At 45.5% G+C, this 17,158-nt stretch carries 18 protein-coding genes; 7 read left to right on the top strand and 11 right to left on the bottom strand.

Features of this window, described 5'->3' with window-relative positions:
- Positions 1-27: 27 nt before the first annotated feature.
- The 4 genes from ACZ5ZV_RS20255 to ACZ5ZV_RS20240 all read right to left on the bottom strand — a co-directional run bounded on the left by ACZ5ZV_RS20255 (position 28) and on the right by ACZ5ZV_RS20240 (position 1,973).
- Positions 28-393: an MlaD family protein gene (locus ACZ5ZV_RS20255; protein WP_464119078.1), complete on the bottom strand. Its 366-nt coding sequence runs from the start codon at positions 391-393 to the stop codon at positions 28-30.
- On the bottom strand, positions 378-620 hold the full coding sequence (locus ACZ5ZV_RS20250) for an MlaD family protein (protein ID WP_464119077.1): 243 nt from the start codon (positions 618-620) through the stop codon (positions 378-380). The genes ACZ5ZV_RS20255 and ACZ5ZV_RS20250 overlap by 16 nt, the downstream gene beginning before the upstream one ends.
- A complete protein-coding gene (locus ACZ5ZV_RS20245; protein ID WP_464119076.1) occupies positions 601-1,074 on the bottom strand; it encodes a paraquat-inducible protein A in 474 nt (157 codons plus the stop codon). The genes ACZ5ZV_RS20250 and ACZ5ZV_RS20245 overlap by 20 nt, the downstream gene beginning before the upstream one ends.
- Positions 1,075-1,358: 284 nt before the next feature.
- Positions 1,359-1,973, bottom strand: a complete 615-nt coding sequence (locus ACZ5ZV_RS20240; protein WP_464119075.1) for an outer membrane beta-barrel protein — start codon at positions 1,971-1,973, stop codon at positions 1,359-1,361.
- Positions 1,974-2,321: 348 nt separating this feature from the next.
- On the opposite strand from ACZ5ZV_RS20240, the gene ACZ5ZV_RS20235 reads away from it, so the two are divergent.
- Together ACZ5ZV_RS20235 and ACZ5ZV_RS20230 are read left to right on the top strand one after the other, a co-directional pair.
- Positions 2,322-5,099, top strand: a complete 2,778-nt coding sequence (locus ACZ5ZV_RS20235) for a CHASE domain-containing protein (RefSeq protein WP_464119074.1) — start codon at positions 2,322-2,324, stop codon at positions 5,097-5,099.
- A gap of 3 nt (positions 5,100-5,102) precedes the next feature.
- Positions 5,103-5,393, top strand: a complete 291-nt coding sequence (locus ACZ5ZV_RS20230; protein ID WP_464119073.1) for a hypothetical protein — start codon at positions 5,103-5,105, stop codon at positions 5,391-5,393.
- Here the strand turns inward: ACZ5ZV_RS20230 and ACZ5ZV_RS20225 are convergent.
- The 3 genes from ACZ5ZV_RS20225 to ACZ5ZV_RS20215 all read right to left on the bottom strand — a co-directional run bounded on the left by ACZ5ZV_RS20225 (position 5,376) and on the right by ACZ5ZV_RS20215 (position 6,627).
- The gene (locus tag ACZ5ZV_RS20225) at positions 5,376-5,639 is read right to left on the bottom strand and encodes a GlsB/YeaQ/YmgE family stress response membrane protein (RefSeq protein WP_464119072.1); all 264 of its coding nucleotides are present in this window, start codon (positions 5,637-5,639) and stop codon (positions 5,376-5,378) included. The genes ACZ5ZV_RS20230 and ACZ5ZV_RS20225 overlap by 18 nt on opposite strands.
- Before the next feature lie 107 nt (positions 5,640-5,746).
- A complete protein-coding gene (locus tag ACZ5ZV_RS20220; protein WP_464119071.1) occupies positions 5,747-5,998 on the bottom strand; it encodes a CsbD family protein in 252 nt (83 codons plus the stop codon).
- Positions 5,999-6,054: 56 nt separating this feature from the next.
- Complete coding sequence (locus ACZ5ZV_RS20215; protein ID WP_464119070.1) at positions 6,055-6,627, bottom strand: hypothetical protein; 573 nt, start codon at positions 6,625-6,627, stop codon at positions 6,055-6,057.
- A gap of 214 nt (positions 6,628-6,841) precedes the next feature.
- Between ACZ5ZV_RS20215 and ACZ5ZV_RS20210 the strand changes: the two genes are divergently transcribed.
- From ACZ5ZV_RS20210 to ACZ5ZV_RS20190, 5 genes are all read left to right on the top strand, one after another.
- Positions 6,842-8,254: a sigma-54-dependent transcriptional regulator gene (locus ACZ5ZV_RS20210; protein ID WP_464119069.1), complete on the top strand. Its 1,413-nt coding sequence runs from the start codon at positions 6,842-6,844 to the stop codon at positions 8,252-8,254.
- 133 nt (positions 8,255-8,387) lie between these two features.
- Positions 8,388-8,921 (top strand): hypothetical protein, encoded by a 534-nt coding sequence (locus ACZ5ZV_RS20205; protein WP_464119068.1) that lies wholly within the window; start codon positions 8,388-8,390, stop codon positions 8,919-8,921.
- A 79-nt stretch (positions 8,922-9,000) separates the two neighbouring features.
- Complete coding sequence (locus ACZ5ZV_RS20200; RefSeq protein WP_464119067.1) at positions 9,001-10,788, top strand: SLC13 family permease; 1,788 nt, start codon at positions 9,001-9,003, stop codon at positions 10,786-10,788.
- Between the two features lie 84 nt (positions 10,789-10,872).
- Positions 10,873-11,748 carry a YihY/virulence factor BrkB family protein gene (locus ACZ5ZV_RS20195; protein WP_464119066.1) on the top strand — a complete coding sequence of 292 codons (876 nt, stop codon included), beginning with the start codon at positions 10,873-10,875 and terminating at the stop codon, positions 11,746-11,748.
- Positions 11,729-12,823 carry a DUF748 domain-containing protein gene (locus tag ACZ5ZV_RS20190; RefSeq protein WP_464119065.1) on the top strand — a complete coding sequence of 365 codons (1,095 nt, stop codon included), beginning with the start codon at positions 11,729-11,731 and terminating at the stop codon, positions 12,821-12,823. The genes ACZ5ZV_RS20195 and ACZ5ZV_RS20190 overlap by 20 nt, the downstream gene beginning before the upstream one ends.
- A 317-nt stretch (positions 12,824-13,140) precedes the next feature.
- Here ACZ5ZV_RS20190 and ACZ5ZV_RS20185 read toward each other — a convergent pair whose 3' ends face one another.
- The 4 genes from ACZ5ZV_RS20185 to ACZ5ZV_RS20170 form a co-directional block, all read right to left on the bottom strand.
- Positions 13,141-13,509 carry a hypothetical protein gene (locus tag ACZ5ZV_RS20185; RefSeq protein WP_464119064.1) on the bottom strand — a complete coding sequence of 123 codons (369 nt, stop codon included), beginning with the start codon at positions 13,507-13,509 and terminating at the stop codon, positions 13,141-13,143.
- A 172-nt stretch (positions 13,510-13,681) separates the two neighbouring features.
- Positions 13,682-16,093 (bottom strand): endopeptidase La, encoded by a 2,412-nt coding sequence (gene lon / locus ACZ5ZV_RS20180; protein ID WP_464119063.1) that lies wholly within the window; start codon positions 16,091-16,093, stop codon positions 13,682-13,684.
- 153 nt (positions 16,094-16,246) lie between these two features.
- Positions 16,247-16,618, bottom strand: coding sequence for a TraR/DksA family transcriptional regulator (locus ACZ5ZV_RS20175; protein ID WP_464119062.1), 372 nt, complete (start codon positions 16,616-16,618; stop codon positions 16,247-16,249).
- Between the two features lie 92 nt (positions 16,619-16,710).
- Positions 16,711-17,082 (bottom strand): TraR/DksA family transcriptional regulator, encoded by a 372-nt coding sequence (locus tag ACZ5ZV_RS20170; RefSeq protein WP_464119061.1) that lies wholly within the window; start codon positions 17,080-17,082, stop codon positions 16,711-16,713.
- Positions 17,083-17,158: the final 76 nt, after the last annotated feature.

Below are 17,158 nucleotides of genomic sequence, written 5' to 3'. Positions count from 1 at the left end.
CACCGCGCAAGATCGAATCAAAAGAGTTCACTTTGATTTCGGAATTAAATAAACCGAGCTTGGCCTGCACACCTGTTTTTTCCAGAAGACAGTGTTGGTACGAATCAGGCGCATGTGCTGGTAAGGCAGACTAAGCTGAATCTCGGCCTTTTGTGCTGTTTTTGACAAACTGACTTTGGTTACGCTGCCGACCACATGACCGCGGCATCGAACACTGTCCCCCTCGCTGACAGATTCCGCGTTGTCGGGGCCAGGCAGGGTGGCGATATAGCTGCCCTCGACGAGGGTGCCCAAACCACTAATACCTTCGATACTGATTTTAGGAGTTTCAATCCAAAACTTCGTGCCTTCCGTCGCAAATTCTTTCGCATTGCGATTTAGGCGAGCGTACACCACGACATTTTTTTGTTATCCGAAATGGCAATATCGGTGACAGTACCGATTTGCACACCACGAAAGCGAATCTGTGTTTTATCTGGCTTAATGGAAGAGCCTTCCTCGAAAGTGATTTCGATTTTTGGTCCAACTTGTTGCAAGTAGTCCCAAAACAACCAACCGGTTAAAGCGACCGCTAAAAATGGAAATAACCACAAATACCAATTAGCTTTTAGATTCTTCATTCTGGTCCTTCCAAATAACTGCGGGGTCAAAACTTGCAGAGGCAAGTATGGTAAATATAACTACAAATAAAAACATAAGTGCACCAAGTTCTGGTTTTGCATTGGCCCAGGCTCCGAACTTCATGACCGCCACCAGAACGGCCAGCAAATATATGTCCAGCATCGACCAGCGTCCAATTGCTTCAATCATATGGTACAGACGCGTTTTAAATTTCCGATGCTGGCCATTTTTCGCCGTGGCGGCTAAGTAAAATAAAACAGCTAATTTTATAAAGGGAACAAGGATGCTGGCCAGAAACACGATCAAGGCAATGAACCAATCACCCGATTCGGCCATGATCACGACACCTTCCCATATCGTCGAAGTCGTTTGTTTGCCAAAGAAGTCGACAGTCATAAAAGGAAAAAAGTTAGCTGGAATATAAAAAATAATACCTGTCAGTGCAAAGGCCACAACAGCGTGGGGATTGGATTTGATGACTTTGTTCCCTGTCCCGCAGTTTTCGCATGCAACCTTAGGGGTGCCTTCGGCGACGTTAAGTTGTTCTTGGCAAGCCCAGAAAAACGCCAGGACGAGTACGAAACAAAAGTAAAGATGTGTCAGTTGGATTTAGCGGCGCAAAAGAAAAAAGCTAAGTACGCACAGGATTCAGAATAGTCGGAAATAGCTAAAAGAAAACGGCGCCCACATACACAGGGCACCGTTTTCTTTTGTATCCAATTATGGAAGTTTCGAGTTTAGAACGAAACTGGAAACGACACACTAGCAATCCAAGCTTTATCCTCACCTGTAATGCTGTCTGTTGTTCCCGTAACACCACTTTCGGATTCTAATTTATTAAATTTCGTATCTTGATATTCAAGATTTAGGCTGACCACAGCAACGTAGAATCCAACGCCTACGCGGTAACCAGTTTGTTCTTTGAATTTTACGTCAACGTTGTTGATCTCTTTCGGATCCATTTCGCCGCCAATGATATAGGTACCCCACACTCTAAGTCCCGCAACGGGAGTTTGTGCGCCCAAAGTCACACCATAGTTCATGGCATTGGCATCGGCTTTACCGTTCAAGGCGGATGAGTCCATGCTTAACATCGAGTAACGAACATCGGCGCCCAAGAAAATAGATTCATGAACGTGGGCTCCTAGACGCAACCCTAAGCCTGCGCCCGTGGTTTTTTCGGTCGAGTCATTGAAGATAGGATAAGAAATTTTCATTTCGCCACTTGTGTAGGTCACTGAAGGTTCGATGAAAACGCCACCCTTACTAAGGTCTGCAGAAGCGACGCTGTAAGCGCCAGTAATTAAGAAAGAGGCTGCGATTGTCTTTTTGATGAGTGATGAGTTGAACATGGAAGTATCCTTTAAGTGTTTTTCAAACCACCGATTTCCTAATGAATAGGAGGGGCGAGAGGGTCTTTGCGCAGAACCCTCTCGCTTGAGGGGTGGGATATAGACTGACAAGAAGCGTGTTCTTGTCATGCTTTAGAGGCATTGCAATCATAGGGCCCAGTCTAAAAGCGCATATATTCGCGCAGGAATATTTCTCGCGAAATCTCGGGGCAAAATGACCCAGTTCTTAGGAGAAAAACCTCAATATGTTTTGTGCAGTGTGTGTGCTTGTTTATCTTGATGGGGTTGGATGTATCCCCTATGTATAAGAAGAGCGATTCTTTTATAGAGATCATTGGAAAGGTTTTTGTGAAAAGACTAAAGCGACTGTTGGTACTCTCCCATGAATGGAATGTCTTTCTTGTTCTTTTGATTATTATATCTATTAGTCTATTTAGTTGGTGGACCGTAAAAGTCCATCTTGAAAAAGAGTGGAGTGCACGTCTTGATTCAGAGATGGGTAAAATCACGGGGGTGATTGATCGGGAATTTTACGGCTACGGTCAAGCCTTGATGGACCTGAAGGCCGTTTTTCAAGTCGGCGGAGTTTTCGATCCTAAGGAATTCAAAGAGTATATTGAGTCGACCCAAGTGCTGCGTCGCTATCCCGGTATGCAGGGAATTGGGTTTGCTCAAAAATTAGAAAGAACGGAAATATCTGCCTTAGAAAAAGATATGCGTGGTCACGGCTTTGAAGATTTTAAGTTTTGGCCTGACGGTGAGCGGTCTTTATACACGTCGATAACTCTGATTCAACCTGAAGACTGGAGAAATAAAAAAGCTTTGGGTTTTGATATGTCTTCGGAGCTGACTCGTCGTGCGGCAATGGACAAGTCTCTTATAGATAATTCATTGACCATTTCTGATCCGGTCATCTTAGTGCAAGATGATGCTGAAGTTCATCAGCGCGGGGTTTTGATTTACTTGCCGGTTAAAAAAAATGTGCAAGTGGTGAATGCGCAAGATCCTAAGGACGCGCTGTTGGGCTTTGCTTATGGCGTCGTACGGATCAATCGCTTCTTTAATGGGGCCTTTGGGGTGCCCGAGTTCTATAACGAAAAAGTAAATTACCGGATCGAAATCTTTGATAAAAAACTAGGTAACACTATTCCCGTGTATGAGCGTTTTCCATCGCGTGATGGCAGTCGTGCTATTCCAGATTTCACTAAAACTTATCAGGCAAAAGTTTTTGATAAGAATTGGACAATCCACTTTGAGCCTCTGCCACACTTTTTTAACTGGTACGAACGTTATATCCCCATCTTGTTCGCGTTTGTGACCCTGGTTATCCTGTCGGTGGTATTTGTGGCGTTGTGGTCAACGCAACAATTTTTGAAATTCAGCGAGCGCCATAAAAATTCGTTGTCGCAGATCTCTAAGAACAAGTCTGAAGAAATTGCGTTGTTCCGTAAGTTGAACATGGTGAAAGCGGATCTTTCAGCGGCAATTGATGGCGAGAGCATTTTTGATCGCTTCTGTACGCATATGAACGATGTTTTCGCGGTGGACGATTGTGTGGTCTTTGTTCGCGAACAAAAGGGTCCCTATGAAAAGCGCTTCCAAAAAAGTCTGAACGTCTTCCCAGACTTTTTAAGTATTCCTTCTGAATTCGAAGACTTTTTAAGTGAAGGTATTTTACCCAGTCGTACTCAGGACAAAAATGAAATCCGAGCTCTTGAAATGCTCAACGAAGAAACTCGCGCTCTTTTGGCAGAGTATCCTTATTATATGGTAGGCGCCGTTTTACATGAATCAGGTAAAAAAACATCTGTCTTGGTTATTTTGCGTGGGCCTGAAAACTTGTGCGATTCAGAAATGAAGGAGTACGCCATTCAGAGGGTTGTGAGTCAGTTTGCGATGTCTTACGACAAAGCCATCCTTCTGCGTCGTGCTGAAGATGCGAATTTTATGAAAAGCTCATTTTTGGCGAACATGAGTCATGAAATTCGTACGCCCCTCGGTGTGATCGTCGGGTACTCGGAGATTTTGGCGGATGAGGAGCTCAGTACGAAAGAAAAAGAGGAGATCAGCAAAAGTATCAAGCGCAACGGTAAAGAATTATCTCGTCTGATTGACGACATCCTAGATATTTCGAAAGTGGAAGCTGGGAAGTTGCACTTCGAAATGGCGCAAGTGAATTTGGAAAGATTAATTCATGAAGTTAAATCGATTATGGAAGCTCGTGCGATTGATAAAAAGATCCAATTCAACATCGCAAAATTAAACAATGTGCCCACTTATGTGGTCACGGATGATGTGCGCCTTAAGCAAATTCTTGTCAATATTGTAGGGAATGCGATCAAGTTCACTGAAAAAGGTGGCGTGAAGATTCTGTACAAAACCGGCACGAACGAAGCTGGAGAAGCGTACTTGGAATTTCAGGTGCAAGATACGGGAGTGGGGATATCAGAAAAAGGCCGCGAAGTTTTGTTTAAAGCCTTTTCCCAAGCGGATGTGTCCACGACGAGAAAATACGGTGGCACAGGGCTTGGCTTAGCGTTGTCAAAGCGTTTAGCCGAGCTTCTGGGGGGAGATTTGTTCTTGTTAGAGTCTTCTGTTGGTAAGGGGTCCACCTTCTGTCTGCGCATTCCTTTAAAGGACTTGGGGCAGGGGACAATGTTGACAATGCGCCCTGCAGAGACCTCAGTGAAGCGCGAAGGTTTGGAAGATTCGAAGCGTGATATTGATTGGGTGAACTTGGATCTAAAAAATCTTTTGCGCGGATCGCGAATTTTATTGGTTGAAGATTCCGAAGACAACCAAGAGATCTTCACTCATTTTTTGCGGGGGGCTGGAGCTGAAGTTCAGATTGCGGAGGACGGTGTCGCGGCTGTTGAGCAGGCCTTTAAGTTCAATCCGGACCTCATTCTTATGGACATTCAAATTCCAAAGATGGACGGACGAGAAGCTACAAAAAAAATACGACAAAAGGGTTTTACTAAAAACATCATCGCGTTGACCGCCCATGCTTTGCATGAGGAATTGCAAAGCAGTTTGCAAGCGGGCTGCAATGGGCAGATCACGAAGCCTGTGTCCGGAGAGCTTTTGGTGCAAGAGGTGTATTTCTATTTGAATCACAGGAGTTAGCAAATGTCAGGAATTGCAATCCCTATCGAATCACGAGTTCGTTATTTGAAACGTCGCCAGCAAGAGTTCGCTGATTTGTTGGCGACAGAGTCGACACCTGAGGCGCTGTTTGAAAAAGCGCAGAAGATAGGTCATCAAGTGAAAGGCAATGCGGTTACTTTTGATTTTGCAGAGTTGACGGAAAATGCGAAGTCTTTAGAGGCTGCTGCGTTAAAACAAGACGCTCTCGCTGTTTTGAATTTGGCGCGGGAATTGATGGTGCAAGTCGAAGAGCAGTTAAGTACCCTTGTCTGAGGGGTGAGTACGACCCATCAGGATGCGATATACGAATAGAATTAAAAGAGCTCCTATCACTGAGGCGACAAAACCTGCGGGTTCGCCTTCCATATAGTAGCCGGTTTCAGTGCCGATAACGTGGGCTAAAAAAGACCCCATGACACCCAGTAAGCAAGTGATGATCCAGCCGCCGGGATCTTTTCCGGGCATCAGAATTTTTGCGGTAGCGCCGACTATTAAGCCGATAATTATTGCGCCGATCATAACAAACTCCTTCCTGATTCCTTTTAGGAATGCCACCCCCCCGGAGAATGCAAGAGGGGGTGGCTGCTTATTCGCCACCCTAGCAGGTGAGTGGCGAACTAACTTTTTTAGTTTCTTTTTTGTGGCGGAATATCTTTGTCCATAGTCTTACGAGTATCCTCTATGTACTTGGCAAGTACGCCGCCTACTTTTTCGGAAGCTTCTTCTTTAGCAATTCCGTATTTTTGTTGAATGATCCCTGCAATTGCAGTGGCATCACCTTTTGTTTTTTCCCATTCGTCGTCAGTGATGTTGCCCCATGCTTTACGTAGATCGCCTTTAATTTCTTTCCATTTGCCTTGGATGATGTCTTTATTCATAAAAGTCTCCTTGTTGTAGTGCAGTTGTTTATTGTTTAATCCATTTGCCATTCAAATTATTGGTAACGAACTAAAATGATCGCTTTAGAAGCTTTGGCTCCAGGCAGAAGCGATTTCAAAGTTTGTTTTGTTGTTGGGGCCGCGCCTGTGGCTTCAAAAGTCGTCTTCACTTCGTAGTCATCGCTTTTGACCATTTCACTTAAGATGTTTGGACGTTTTGCCATGTTGTGTGTATCCACGTCCGCAGAGGTGTTCACATCTTTTTCTAAGAAGTTTTCAATCGCATTGGCTCTGTCGTCTGCCAGTTTTGAATCTGCAGAAGCGACCTTAGCGCCTTCTGCTGGATATTCTTTGTCAGACCAGGCAAGAACTTTGAACTCTGCGACTTTGCCTTGTCGTTCGGCGACGGCTGCAAGTTCCCGAATTTTGCTTTGTTCTTCACGCGACAAATCTTTGGTGCCGGGTCTGAAGTTGATGACCGCATAATGAGACGTTCCTACTTCTGCGGCGGCGACAGCCGTTGGCGAAGGCGATGTGTGACTTGCCTCTTTAGCTGGTTGATAAGCGCAACCAACTGCGAGAACTGATGAACATGCGAGGATTGATAAAAGGGTTCTGTTGTGTAACATAACTTCTCCTGTCGTGATTTTTATTATCGGGGCATTAACCCCTATGTCGACATATGCTGCAATTCGGGTACCTATGTTAAAAAACCTTTAAAGCGAATATGTTTGATTTAAAAAGAATTTGGTGTATTAATGTGGCAAAAGTACACATTTGCAATGTGTATATGTGCCCCATGTTTAAAGGCAAAACTTCTGGCAGGGGCGGTAAGGGAGAAATATGGAAACGCAAAAGACGATTTTGCTTATTGAGGACGACTTAGACATGGCGGAGCTGGCATCCGCCTATTTCCGGCAAAAGAACATTCTCGTCATTCATTTGGTTGATCCCATGGAAGCGTTGCAAGCCATCACGACGGGAAGAATTAAACCCGATGCCATTATTACAGATTTAAACTTGCCACTGATGTCGGGTTTGTCATTTATCAAAGCAGTGCGAGCGGAAGGCTTGCAACTGCCAATTATTTTAATCACGGTATCAAACGATGTTGAAACCGCGGTGGAAGCGATCTCTGCCGGAGCTTACGATTTTGTGGTGAAGCCATTGCATTTTCCGCAGCTATTAATTTCTGCTCAGCGGGCCTTTAAATACAAATCTTTGAATGCTGAAAATGAATCTTTACGCCAAACCATTGATTGCACCAAGGGTGTAAACCCCGATGGGATCATCGGCAAAAGCGAAGCGATTCGCAAGGTGATTGATCTTGCTAAGCGAGTTGCGAAAAGCTCCTCGACAGTTTCGATCTGGGGAGAAAGCGGGACCGGGAAAGAAGTTTTTGCTAAAGCGATTCATAATTGGAGCTCGCGCAGTAAAAAGTCTTTCGTCGCGATCAACTGTTCGGCCATTCCAGAAAATCTTTTAGAATCAGAACTGTTCGGTCATGCCAAAGGGTCCTTTACGGGGGCGCTAGACAAAAAAATCGGTTTATTCGAAGAAGCTGATGGCGGGACACTTTTCCTCGATGAAATCGGTGACTTGAATTTACCACTGCAGTCAAAATTATTGCGCGTCTTACAGGAGCGTGAAATCAAACGCGTGGGTGAAAATCAATCTCGCCCTGTGGACGTGCGGGTGATTGTGGCCACCCATAAAGATTTGCGTGTCGAAGTTCAGGAAAAAAGATTCCGCGAGGACTTATTCTTTCGTTTGAATGTAATTCCGATGAAACTACCACCATTGCGCGATCGTCGAGAAGACATCTTGCCCTTGGCCGAGCACTTCTTAAACCGCTACAACGTGTTAAATGGAACGAATATTGTTGGTTTTAAAAAGTCGGCAAAAGAATTTCTGTTAACTCAACCTTGGCGAGGCAATGTCCGTGAGCTTGAAAATGCGATCGAGCGCGCCGTGGTCTTGGCAACAACCAACGAAATTGATGCGAGTGCATTTTCCTTATTTGATGAGCCTTCTTTGCAGGAGACCTTCTTAAGTTCTGAGGATAAAAAGAACGCCTTCGTATTTCACTTTGGTGAAGAGGTTGAACCCTTACATGAGTTGGAAAAGAAATACATCCAGTTTGTGTATGAACGTAAGAACCATGCGAAGGAGCTGACAGCTAAAGCCCTGGGCATCGATCGTAAAACCTTATACCGGAAGCTGCAAGAAATTGATCCTGCGACCAGCGAAAAGTAGGTCTGGGGTTTGGCAAAAAACCCCAAAAGCTTAGGGATATTTGCCTCATGACAGTTTTTAAATCCCCTATATTGCTTTTAGGCAGTGGTGGTGGGCTTGCATGGGATATTTTCCAAGATCAGGAGGATATCTTATGACAACGATTATTCGTCTAGTTTTGGCAATGGGATTTTTCGGAGCCATTGTTTTTGCGCACCAACCCGATGTTGAAATCGCAACAGCTAAAATGATCGGTGCTTCTCAGGTAGCACCGGTATTTTTTGATCCCGGTGCAAAAAAATTAAGTGCCGAGGAAAAGTCAGAGCTGCAAGCTTTTTTTACCTCGATACGGGAATCAAAAAAAATAAAATCAGTTCGTGTACTGGCTTGGGCGGATCGAGAATATCCAGCTAAGGATGAAAAAGTATCGCCCAAGCAAATAGCCTTGGCGAAGGATCGTGGCGACGCGATTAAGTCTTACCTGCAGAAAGATCTCAAGATTCAAACTGTCGACACGCACAACATGACCGAACGCCCGTCGAAACTCAGTGAGTTTTTTAAAACCAACGACTATGAAGTGAAGTCATCGGCCGAAGCTACAGGTGCCGCTCCGACCCCAGATAAGACGGGTGTTTTTGAAGAAATGGGCCGCTCGACCACAGCCCTGGTTCTTGTTGTTCTTGAATAAATCACCCCTCCCACTAAATAAGGATGGGCTTACTTAGTTGAAATTAGGAATTTTGACTGAGTAAGCCCAAAATGACCGCATGGATTTAAATCAAATAATGTTCCTAGTGATTCTTGCAGGTGCTTTGTATTTCTTTATCAGCGAAAAGCTAAGCGTTGATATGACGGCGTTATTAATCATCCTGGCACTAGCGATCAGCAAAATTTTAGATCCGAAAGAAGCTCTGTCAGGCTTTTCAAGTGAACCGGCTTTGATTCTGGCCGCTGTGTTTGTTCTTTCTTCTGGGCTGACGGCCACGGGGGTTACTGATGCAATTGGCAATGCTGTCGCTAAGGTTGCGGGAAAAAATCAGTGGATCGCGAACTTGGTCATTATGTCGACTGTTGCTGGGTTGTCAGCCTTCACTCATCACTTAATGGTGACGGCCATGATGTTGCCGATTGTAATGCGCTTGTGTCGAGAGCGAAATATGCCGTCGTCGCGTTTGTTGATTCCAATGGCCACAGCAGCGTCTTTAGGTACGACGATGACCTTGATTGGTGCGCCGGCATTTTTGCTTGCCAATAGCATCATCAAACGCGCCGGAGAGTCGCCCTTGCAGTTGTTTTCAGTGACTCCATTGGGATTTATCCTGGTTGTTTCTAGCTTCATTTTAATTTTGTTGTTGTTGTGGGTTTTGCCAAAAACATCAGGTCGTGACAATCACGACGAAAAGTTTCGTATTGATGGTGTTTTTACCGAACTCATTATCCCGCCAGATTCAAAGTGGCTTGGTATTGCGATTTCCCAATTTAGCAAAGAAACCGGAAAGCGTTTTGAAGTTGTCGGTGTTCGGCGCAATGGTGCACGGATTTCGACGATGGCAGACACGCATTTGCAAGTTGACGACGTGTTATTGGTGAAGACTTCGCCCGATGAGCTTTTGTCGTTTGATGAAAAAATGGGTTTGGCTTTGCGAACGGTAAAGAAATACGGCGCAGAGATGTCTGACTTCAGTGAGTCTTTGAATAAGTCAGAACCGATGATTGTTCAGGCAGTGATTTCGCCGAAGTCATCTTTGATAGGAAAAAGTGTCGGTGAAGCAGACTTCCTGCATACCTTGGGTGTGTTGGTTATCGGACTGTGGCGCAAAGATGGCTGGATCTATCACGAAATCTCAAAAGTCCGTCTGCGTGAAGGAGACTTGATTGTGTTGTGGGGCCATGAAGAGAAGTTAGAGGCCGTTAATGAGGACAGCAATTTTCTACTGCTGGTGCCTATGAATGTTCGTCCGAAGAAACGTGTGAAGGCTAAAACTGCGGGCCTCGTTATGTTAGGTTCGATTTTTCTGGCGGCAACGGAAGCTTTGCCTGCACATATTGCATTTATTCTTGGCGCCGTGCTGATGGTGTTAACGAAGTGTGTTTCATTACGTCAAGCTTATGAGTCAATTGAGGTGAAAATTTTTGTGATGATCGCCGGAGTGATCCCTCTGGGGATCGCTATGGAGAAAACAGGACTTGCTACTATGTTTGCGAAAAATCTTTCAACGCTAATTGCGCATTGGGAGCCGTGGGCGATCATGATGACGTTCTTTGTCGCCGCGGGGTTGTTGACGCAAATTCTTTCTGATGCGGCGACAACTGTCTTGATTGCGCCGATTGCCGTGGCTTTTGCGAAAGCAGCCCAAGTTTCCCCGACGGCCGCAGTTGTGTGTGTGACGGTGGGGGCGGTAGCGTCCTTCTTGACGCCGATTGGCCACCACGGAAACTTATTAATTTTGGGGCCTGGCAATTATCGTTTTGTGGACTTCCTAAAGATCGGACTTCCGTTGACGGCCCTTATTGCCGTGTTAACGAGCTTTATCTCGTTGCGGCTTTGGGGATAGTTCTTTGAGGCACTGCCAACATTGGGTTCTATTTTAGCTTAAAATCTGTTCTTGATAAGATGCTGAAAGAGATTGGAGGCCGCCGTGGCAATACATCAACCAATAATGAGCAGAGCGAAGTTTAGAATAAACTGGGAGCGTTTTAGTGCCAAGATGCTCGATGATGATATTTTTGATGTGTCGGCAAGTTTGGCGTTTTACACGGCTCTGTCTTTAGCGCCGATCTTGATTCTCCTGCTGACTTTTTTATCTTTTATGGGAGAAGGTTTTCGCCAAGAGTTGCTTTTGCAAATTCAGGAGCTCGTGGGCATCGAGGCCAGCAAGGTCACACGTGCGATTGCTGAAAGTGTGGATCAACAGCCGGAAATTCGAGATTTTGCCGGCATCGTAGGTGTGAGCACGTTAATATTTTCTGCGGGTGTTATATTTGGCAGCTTGCGCCGATCGCTAAATAAGATATTTGAAGCCCCAGCCGCTGGTGATCCAGTCTCTACGAATATTATAAGTGGTGCCTGGGCATTTGCTAAAGATAAACTTTTTAACATGGGCATGGTTTTAACATTCGTGTTTATTTCCATTGTCTCACTTTTAATCTCTTCAGTGATCTCCTTGTCGCTAAAAGGTGCGGCCCTGGCCTTGGGACAACTCATAAATTTATTTGTTTCTTTTCTTATTTTCTGGCTCCTGTTTAGTGCGATATTCTGGTTCTTGCCACAAATGAAGACGCGACGGAGAGTGGCAATTTTGTCAGGGTTTATCACGGCAATATTGTTTTCATTGGGCAAGGCTCTAATCGGAGTATATTTAGGGCAAAGTGCTGTGGCCTCGATGTATGGCGCAGCGGGTTCGCTAATTTTGTTGCTGCTGTGGGTTTACTATTCTTCGATAGTGATTTATTTTGGCGCTGAATTATCTTACGAAATCAACCGGGAGGTCGTGCATGAAAAAAATCTGGAATAAGCTCGGTACTGCAGGCAAGGTTGCTTTCGTTGTCTTCACACTGCTAGTTGTGACGCGTGTATTTTTACCGGTGGGGATCAAGTATACGATCAATTGGTATTTGGATAAAAAGCTGACAACTTATCAGGGGCGAATTGATGACTTCGATTTAGCCCTTTATCGGGGTGCCTATCAAATTCAAGAATTAAAAATTTGGAAGCGCACGGGCTCTGAGAAGAGTCCGTTCTTCTTAGTTGACCAGCTGGATTTATCTTTGGCATGGCGAGGCCTGTTTCAAGGTAAGCTCTTGGGTGATCTGACGGTGAATGGAATGCGCCTTGCCTTTTTAGACAGTGAAACAAAAGCAAAAAAGGAAACGGGCGAGGGGGAAGATTGGAAGTCCCTAGTGGGCAAGCTGATTCCTATTGAACTGGAGTCTTTGAAGATTCAGGAAAGCTCTGTGCATTTTGTGAATCGGGATTTGAAAGTCCCGCTAGATGTGGTCTTAGACCAGATTACCTTAGACGCTACAAATATTAAAAACACCGAGGAAAGTATTGAGATACTGCCAAGCACTGTGGAGTTCAGCGCGCGTTTTCAGAAAACAGCGCCTGTCCAGGGTCAGGCGCGAATGAATCTGCTCGCAAAAATGCCAGTCTTTGAAGCGAAAGCGCAGATGGAAAAGCTGGACATTACAAAGCTAAACGATTTTTTTGTGGCTTATGGCCCCGTCAGTTTTACCAAAGGGAAATTTTCGATCTTCGCAGAAGTCAGTACCAAGGACAATCGCATCGTGGGTTACCTAAAACCTTTCTTTGAAGATCTCGACGTGATTAGTGATCACGAGCACTTTGATTCACCAAAAAGATTCTTTAACGAAGTCGGCTTGGCTCTTGGCAATTTGATTTTACGAAATAGCAAAGAAAAGACTGTGGCGACAAAGATAGAATTTGCAGGGGCTGCGATGTCTCCTGATATCGACAAATGGGGAGCTTTTTGGACTTCTCTGCGCAACGGCTTTATTGAAGCTTTGCAGCGCAGTCTTGAAAATACCATTTCTATCAAAGATGTCCCGGCAGCAGATCCAAGAAAGTAACGCCACGAAACAACGTTGGTTCAATCGTGGCGCGAAGGCTTGACTAAAAAATGATCTTAAGAATTCTTCTTGTCTGTGAGCCCATATTTTTCATAACCGTAGTTTTTGAAGTGTGAAGGTTCTTCGGCGAGACGGCGAATAGAACAACCCGAGGGGATTAGCGTGATACAAACAAGTTTCATTTTGGCATTTTATGATAGGAGAAAACATATTCTCCATTATAGCCAAAACTCAAAGCCTTCACCTCATCCAAGGTTTCTTTCTTTTGAGGGAGTTTTTAGAGGGGTTTCAACGACTTAAAACAATACGCAGGCCATTTACATCAATTCTACTGGCCCACCCCTCTGACCTTCAGAAACCAGCTCGTAGTTTTTGGTGGTGAAGTTGTATTTGGCGGTCACATTCCAGGTCATGCCGCCATCTAGTTTTCCTTCGACACTGAAAGATTCAGAATTCAGACAGTTGTTATCAGGAGGTGGTTCCCACAGCCGTCGGGCCAAGGCCGATTCCATCACCGCAAAAGCGGAAGTGGTGACTTCGTTGAGCAAAACCTGATCGTGATCCTTGGTTTTGTATTCGTAGTTTCTTTTTTGGATATCTGCAGAGTTCAGTACAAAGACCACGCCTATTGCGCATAAGACAGTGACAAACAGAAGGGTGCTTTGACCATTATTGTGAAACCTCATGGAACAATCTTAGATCGTTCGCTATATACAAACAAGTTAACAGTCGGATTCGGACCTCAGACGAAGGTAGGGTTCTGATTTGTCCCGCTTTGAAACAAAAAAAGAGAGCCGGTATTACCAGCTCTCTTTGGGAACGCATTACTCTAGGGAGGGGCGATGCGTACTTGCGATTTTAAGCCGCAAGCGATTTTGATTTTTTTGGATCTTTCTTCGCAGCAGTTTTCTTGTCAGTCGTTGCTTTTGCATTCTTGTCGAAAGCAACCGCAAACACTTCGTCCAAGTTTTCTGCCAGGATAAAGTTGATCTTGTCTTTGAAGATCTTAGGGATGTCAGCAAGATCCTTTTGGCAAGCCATCGGGATGATGATGTTTGTAATACCCAAGTTCAAAGCGGCAAGACACTTCTCACGGATACCACCGACAGGCAGTACGCGTCCTTGCAAGGTCACCTCACCAGTCATCGCGATATCGTGACGAACCGGAGTGCCTGTCATCAAGCTGACAAGCGCTGTTGTCAGAGTGATACCTGCAGAAGGACCGTCTTTCGGGATCGCACCTGCTGGCAAGTGGATGTGAATGTCGTACTTTTCAAAGAAGTCCTCTGGAATACCCAGTTCTTCCTGGTGAGCACGAGCATAAGACATCGCGGCGTGAGCGGATTCTTTCATGACATCGCCAAGCTGACCTGTCAGAGAAAGATGTCCTTTACCTTTCATTTTCAAAGCTTCCACCGTCAGAACTTCACCGCCGGCCTGAGTCCAGGCAAGGCCTTGAACCACACCGATCTGGGAGTCTGCGATCTTGTCGTCACGCTGGAATCTTGGTGGGCCCAGAAGCTCTGGAACTGTTGTGGCATTTACTTCCACAAAGTTTGCTTCGCCCATCACAACCATCTTCGCCACTTTACGGCAGACGGATCCCACTTCGCGCTCCAGGTTACGAAGACCTGCCTCGCGAGTGTACCCAGCGATCAGATACTTGATGCCTTCGTCGGTAAACTGGATGTTTTCCTCAGTGATACCGTTGGCTTCAATTTGTCTTCTGATCAAATGTTTTTTCGTGATCAAAAGTTTATCGTTCTCTGTGTATCCTGGAATATTCAGGATTTCCATACGGTCACGCAATGCTGGTGGAATATTTTCCAACACGTTGGCCGTTGCGATGAACAACACATTTGAAAGATCGAAATCGACGTTCAAATAGTTATCGCGGAAAGTGGCGTTTTGTTCCGGATCCAGAACCTCAAGCATTGCTGCAGAAGGATCACCACGGAAGTCAGAGCCCAGCTTGTCAATTTCATCCAGTACGATCACTGGATTGTTTGTTTTTGCCTGACGCAAAGCCTGGATGATCTTGCCTGGCATTGCACCCACATATGTGCGACGGTGACCGCGGATTTCCGCTTCATCTTTCACACCACCCAGGGCGATACGGAAGTATTCACGTCCCATCGCACGAGCGATGGATTTACCCAAGGATGTTTTACCCACGCCCGGAGGACCGCCGAAGCACAGGATTGGACCCTTAAGATTTGGTTTCAGCTTGCGAACCGCCAGGAATTCCATGATGCGGTCTTTGGCTTTTTCCAATTCATAGTGATCTTCGTCCAAAATTTCTTTTGCACGGTTCAGATCGATATGGTCTTCGGATTTTTTGCTCCATGGAAGATCCGCCATCCAGTCAAGGTAAGTGCGAACCATGGTGGCTTCGGAAGCATCCGGATGCATACGCTCCAGACGGCCCAACTGTTTCAAAGCTTCTGCCTCGACATTGGCAGGCATACCGGCATTGATCAGCTTTTCGCGTAACTCATCCATTTCTTCGGATTTGGAGTCGCCTTCCCCAAGCTCATTCTTTATAGCCTTCATTTGCTCGCGCAAGAAGTACTCGCGTTGAGACTTGGACATATCATCCTTGGCATTGCCCGGACGATTTTTCTGTTGAGTCTGCATCACTTCAAGTTCAGCAGCCAGAATATCATTTACCAGTTTCAGTCTTTCTGTGGCGTCAGAAGTCTCAAGAACTTTTTGAGCGTCCTGAACTTTCACACCCAGATTAGAAGCGATCAAGTCAGCAATGCGACCTGGATCAGAAACATCATCCAGCACCAGAAGGATGTCCGGAGAAAGAGGGCGGCCCAACGCGATGATGCGTTCGATGTGCTCTTTGGCTGTTCTGATCAAAGCTTCGTTTTCAACAACGGTTTTTTGAACCGGAGTTTCTTCGATCTTTTCAACCGCCACTTCGAAAGAAGGAGCTGTCTTAGTGAAGTTTTTCACGCGGCCTTTAGCCACACCTTGAATAAGGATTTTTACGCGACCATCAGAAAGTTTTCTCATTCTCATGATCATCGCCACTGTACCCACAGTGTAGATGTTGTCCGGAGAAGGATTTTCTTCAGTGATGTCTTTTTGTGATGCCAGGAAGATCAGGCGGTTTTTCGCCAAGGCTTCTTCAACTGAGCGGATAGAGGCGTCACGGCCTACATACAAAGGAATGATCATGTAGGGGAATACTACGATGTCTCTCACAGGTAGCATGGGAAGGGTCTGTGGGATTTCTAGGACTTTATCGTCAAAACTCATACCGCTCCTCCGCGTAAAATGCGGGAATTTATGTTTCTGGTATGAGTCTTCTCGGTGTGAGACAGTTTTTTCTAAACTGCAATTCAGGATAAATTTAAAAAATTGGACTGACATCCATGTCAGCGGACCTCATCCAATGAGATAAATTTGTACTTATTGGAAAATACTCGAATGGCTCTCTTGTTCTTCCATGCAATCAATACAAAGGGCTGTGAAAGGTCTGGCCTGCAAGCGTCGCGCGCTGATCAGCTCAGAGCAGGATTCACACTGGCCGTAGGTCCCGTCGGCAATCTTGCCCAGAGCTCTTTCAATCGCATACAAAGCGGCGCGATCGCGTTCGTGCAAGTGAATAGAGATATTGTTGGAGATATCTTGAGAAGCGGCTTCCGCTTCATCCGCAACCGCAGCCATGCTGGATTGCTCCTCTTTAAACTCATGAGTTTTGTTGAGGATCGTGCTCTTTTGGAAGAGCAAAGATTCTTTCAAATTTTGTAGTTCAACTTCTGTCAGTTCGGTTGCGTTCATCTCACCCCCCGATATGATGATCCTTGGCCGAAAATTGATCGCATATTACGGGGGAATGAATGTCTGTCACTAAAAAAGCACTGCGTGATTATTTAACGCGCAAACTTACGACTTACCGCTTCTCGCATCTCTGCGCCTTCAATGCTTAGGCGAGTCCATGGAATTGCCAACAACCTTTCAGTTTCGATAGGTTCTTCTGTTTCTTCACAAATACCGAATGTGCCTTGTTCGATGCGGGCCAGGGCCATCTCGATCTCGACAAGTTGATTTCTCATTCGCGCTTGGGAGATTAAAAAAGAATGTTCTTCGATGTGAGCGACAGACTGATCAGCCTCATCACCACCTTTTTCCTGGTGAACCAACTCGCGTTGGGCTGTTCTAAAGCGATTCAAAACATCTTGTTTTGCGGTGAGGAGTTTTCTTCTGCACTCCATCATTACGTTTTCAGAGATACGACTTGTCATAACGGCCCCCTTCTTTAGATTTTGCGACACTCATTGTCGCTGGTGTTCCTAAGACAGAGCACCATCCGAAGGGGGT

The organism is Bdellovibrio sp. HAGR004 (genome assembly GCF_055397015.1).
The sequence above is the reverse complement of the archived record's forward strand: the minus strand, read 5'-3'. Positions and strand labels throughout refer to the sequence as shown.

Excerpts from the sequence above, each read along its gene's own strand:
- ACZ5ZV_RS20250 (WP_464119077.1), bottom strand. The coding sequence starts at position 620 with ATGAAGAATCTAAAAGCTAATTGGTATTTGTGGTTATTTCCATTTTTA.
- ACZ5ZV_RS20240 (WP_464119075.1), bottom strand. The coding sequence starts at position 1,973 with ATGTTCAACTCATCACTCATCAAAAAGACAATCGCAGCCTCTTTCTTA.
- ACZ5ZV_RS20230 (WP_464119073.1), top strand. The coding sequence starts at position 5,103 with ATGTCAGGAATTGCAATCCCTATCGAATCACGAGTTCGTTATTTGAAA.
- ACZ5ZV_RS20225 (WP_464119072.1), bottom strand. The coding sequence starts at position 5,639 with ATGATCGGCGCAATAATTATCGGCTTAATAGTCGGCGCTACCGCAAAA.
- ACZ5ZV_RS20220 (WP_464119071.1), bottom strand. The coding sequence starts at position 5,998 with ATGAATAAAGACATCATCCAAGGCAAATGGAAAGAAATTAAAGGCGAT.
- ACZ5ZV_RS20215 (WP_464119070.1), bottom strand. The coding sequence starts at position 6,627 with ATGTTACACAACAGAACCCTTTTATCAATCCTCGCATGTTCATCAGTT.
- ACZ5ZV_RS20210 (WP_464119069.1), top strand. The coding sequence starts at position 6,842 with ATGGAAACGCAAAAGACGATTTTGCTTATTGAGGACGACTTAGACATG.
- ACZ5ZV_RS20205 (WP_464119068.1), top strand. The coding sequence starts at position 8,388 with ATGACAACGATTATTCGTCTAGTTTTGGCAATGGGATTTTTCGGAGCC.
- ACZ5ZV_RS20200 (WP_464119067.1), top strand. The coding sequence starts at position 9,001 with ATGGATTTAAATCAAATAATGTTCCTAGTGATTCTTGCAGGTGCTTTG.
- ACZ5ZV_RS20190 (WP_464119065.1), top strand. The coding sequence starts at position 11,729 with ATGAAAAAAATCTGGAATAAGCTCGGTACTGCAGGCAAGGTTGCTTTC.
- ACZ5ZV_RS20185 (WP_464119064.1), bottom strand. The coding sequence starts at position 13,509 with ATGAGGTTTCACAATAATGGTCAAAGCACCCTTCTGTTTGTCACTGTC.
- lon (WP_464119063.1), bottom strand. The coding sequence starts at position 16,093 with ATGAGTTTTGACGATAAAGTCCTAGAAATCCCACAGACCCTTCCCATG.
- ACZ5ZV_RS20175 (WP_464119062.1), bottom strand. The coding sequence starts at position 16,618 with ATGAACGCAACCGAACTGACAGAAGTTGAACTACAAAATTTGAAAGAA.
- ACZ5ZV_RS20170 (WP_464119061.1), bottom strand. The coding sequence starts at position 17,082 with ATGACAAGTCGTATCTCTGAAAACGTAATGATGGAGTGCAGAAGAAAA.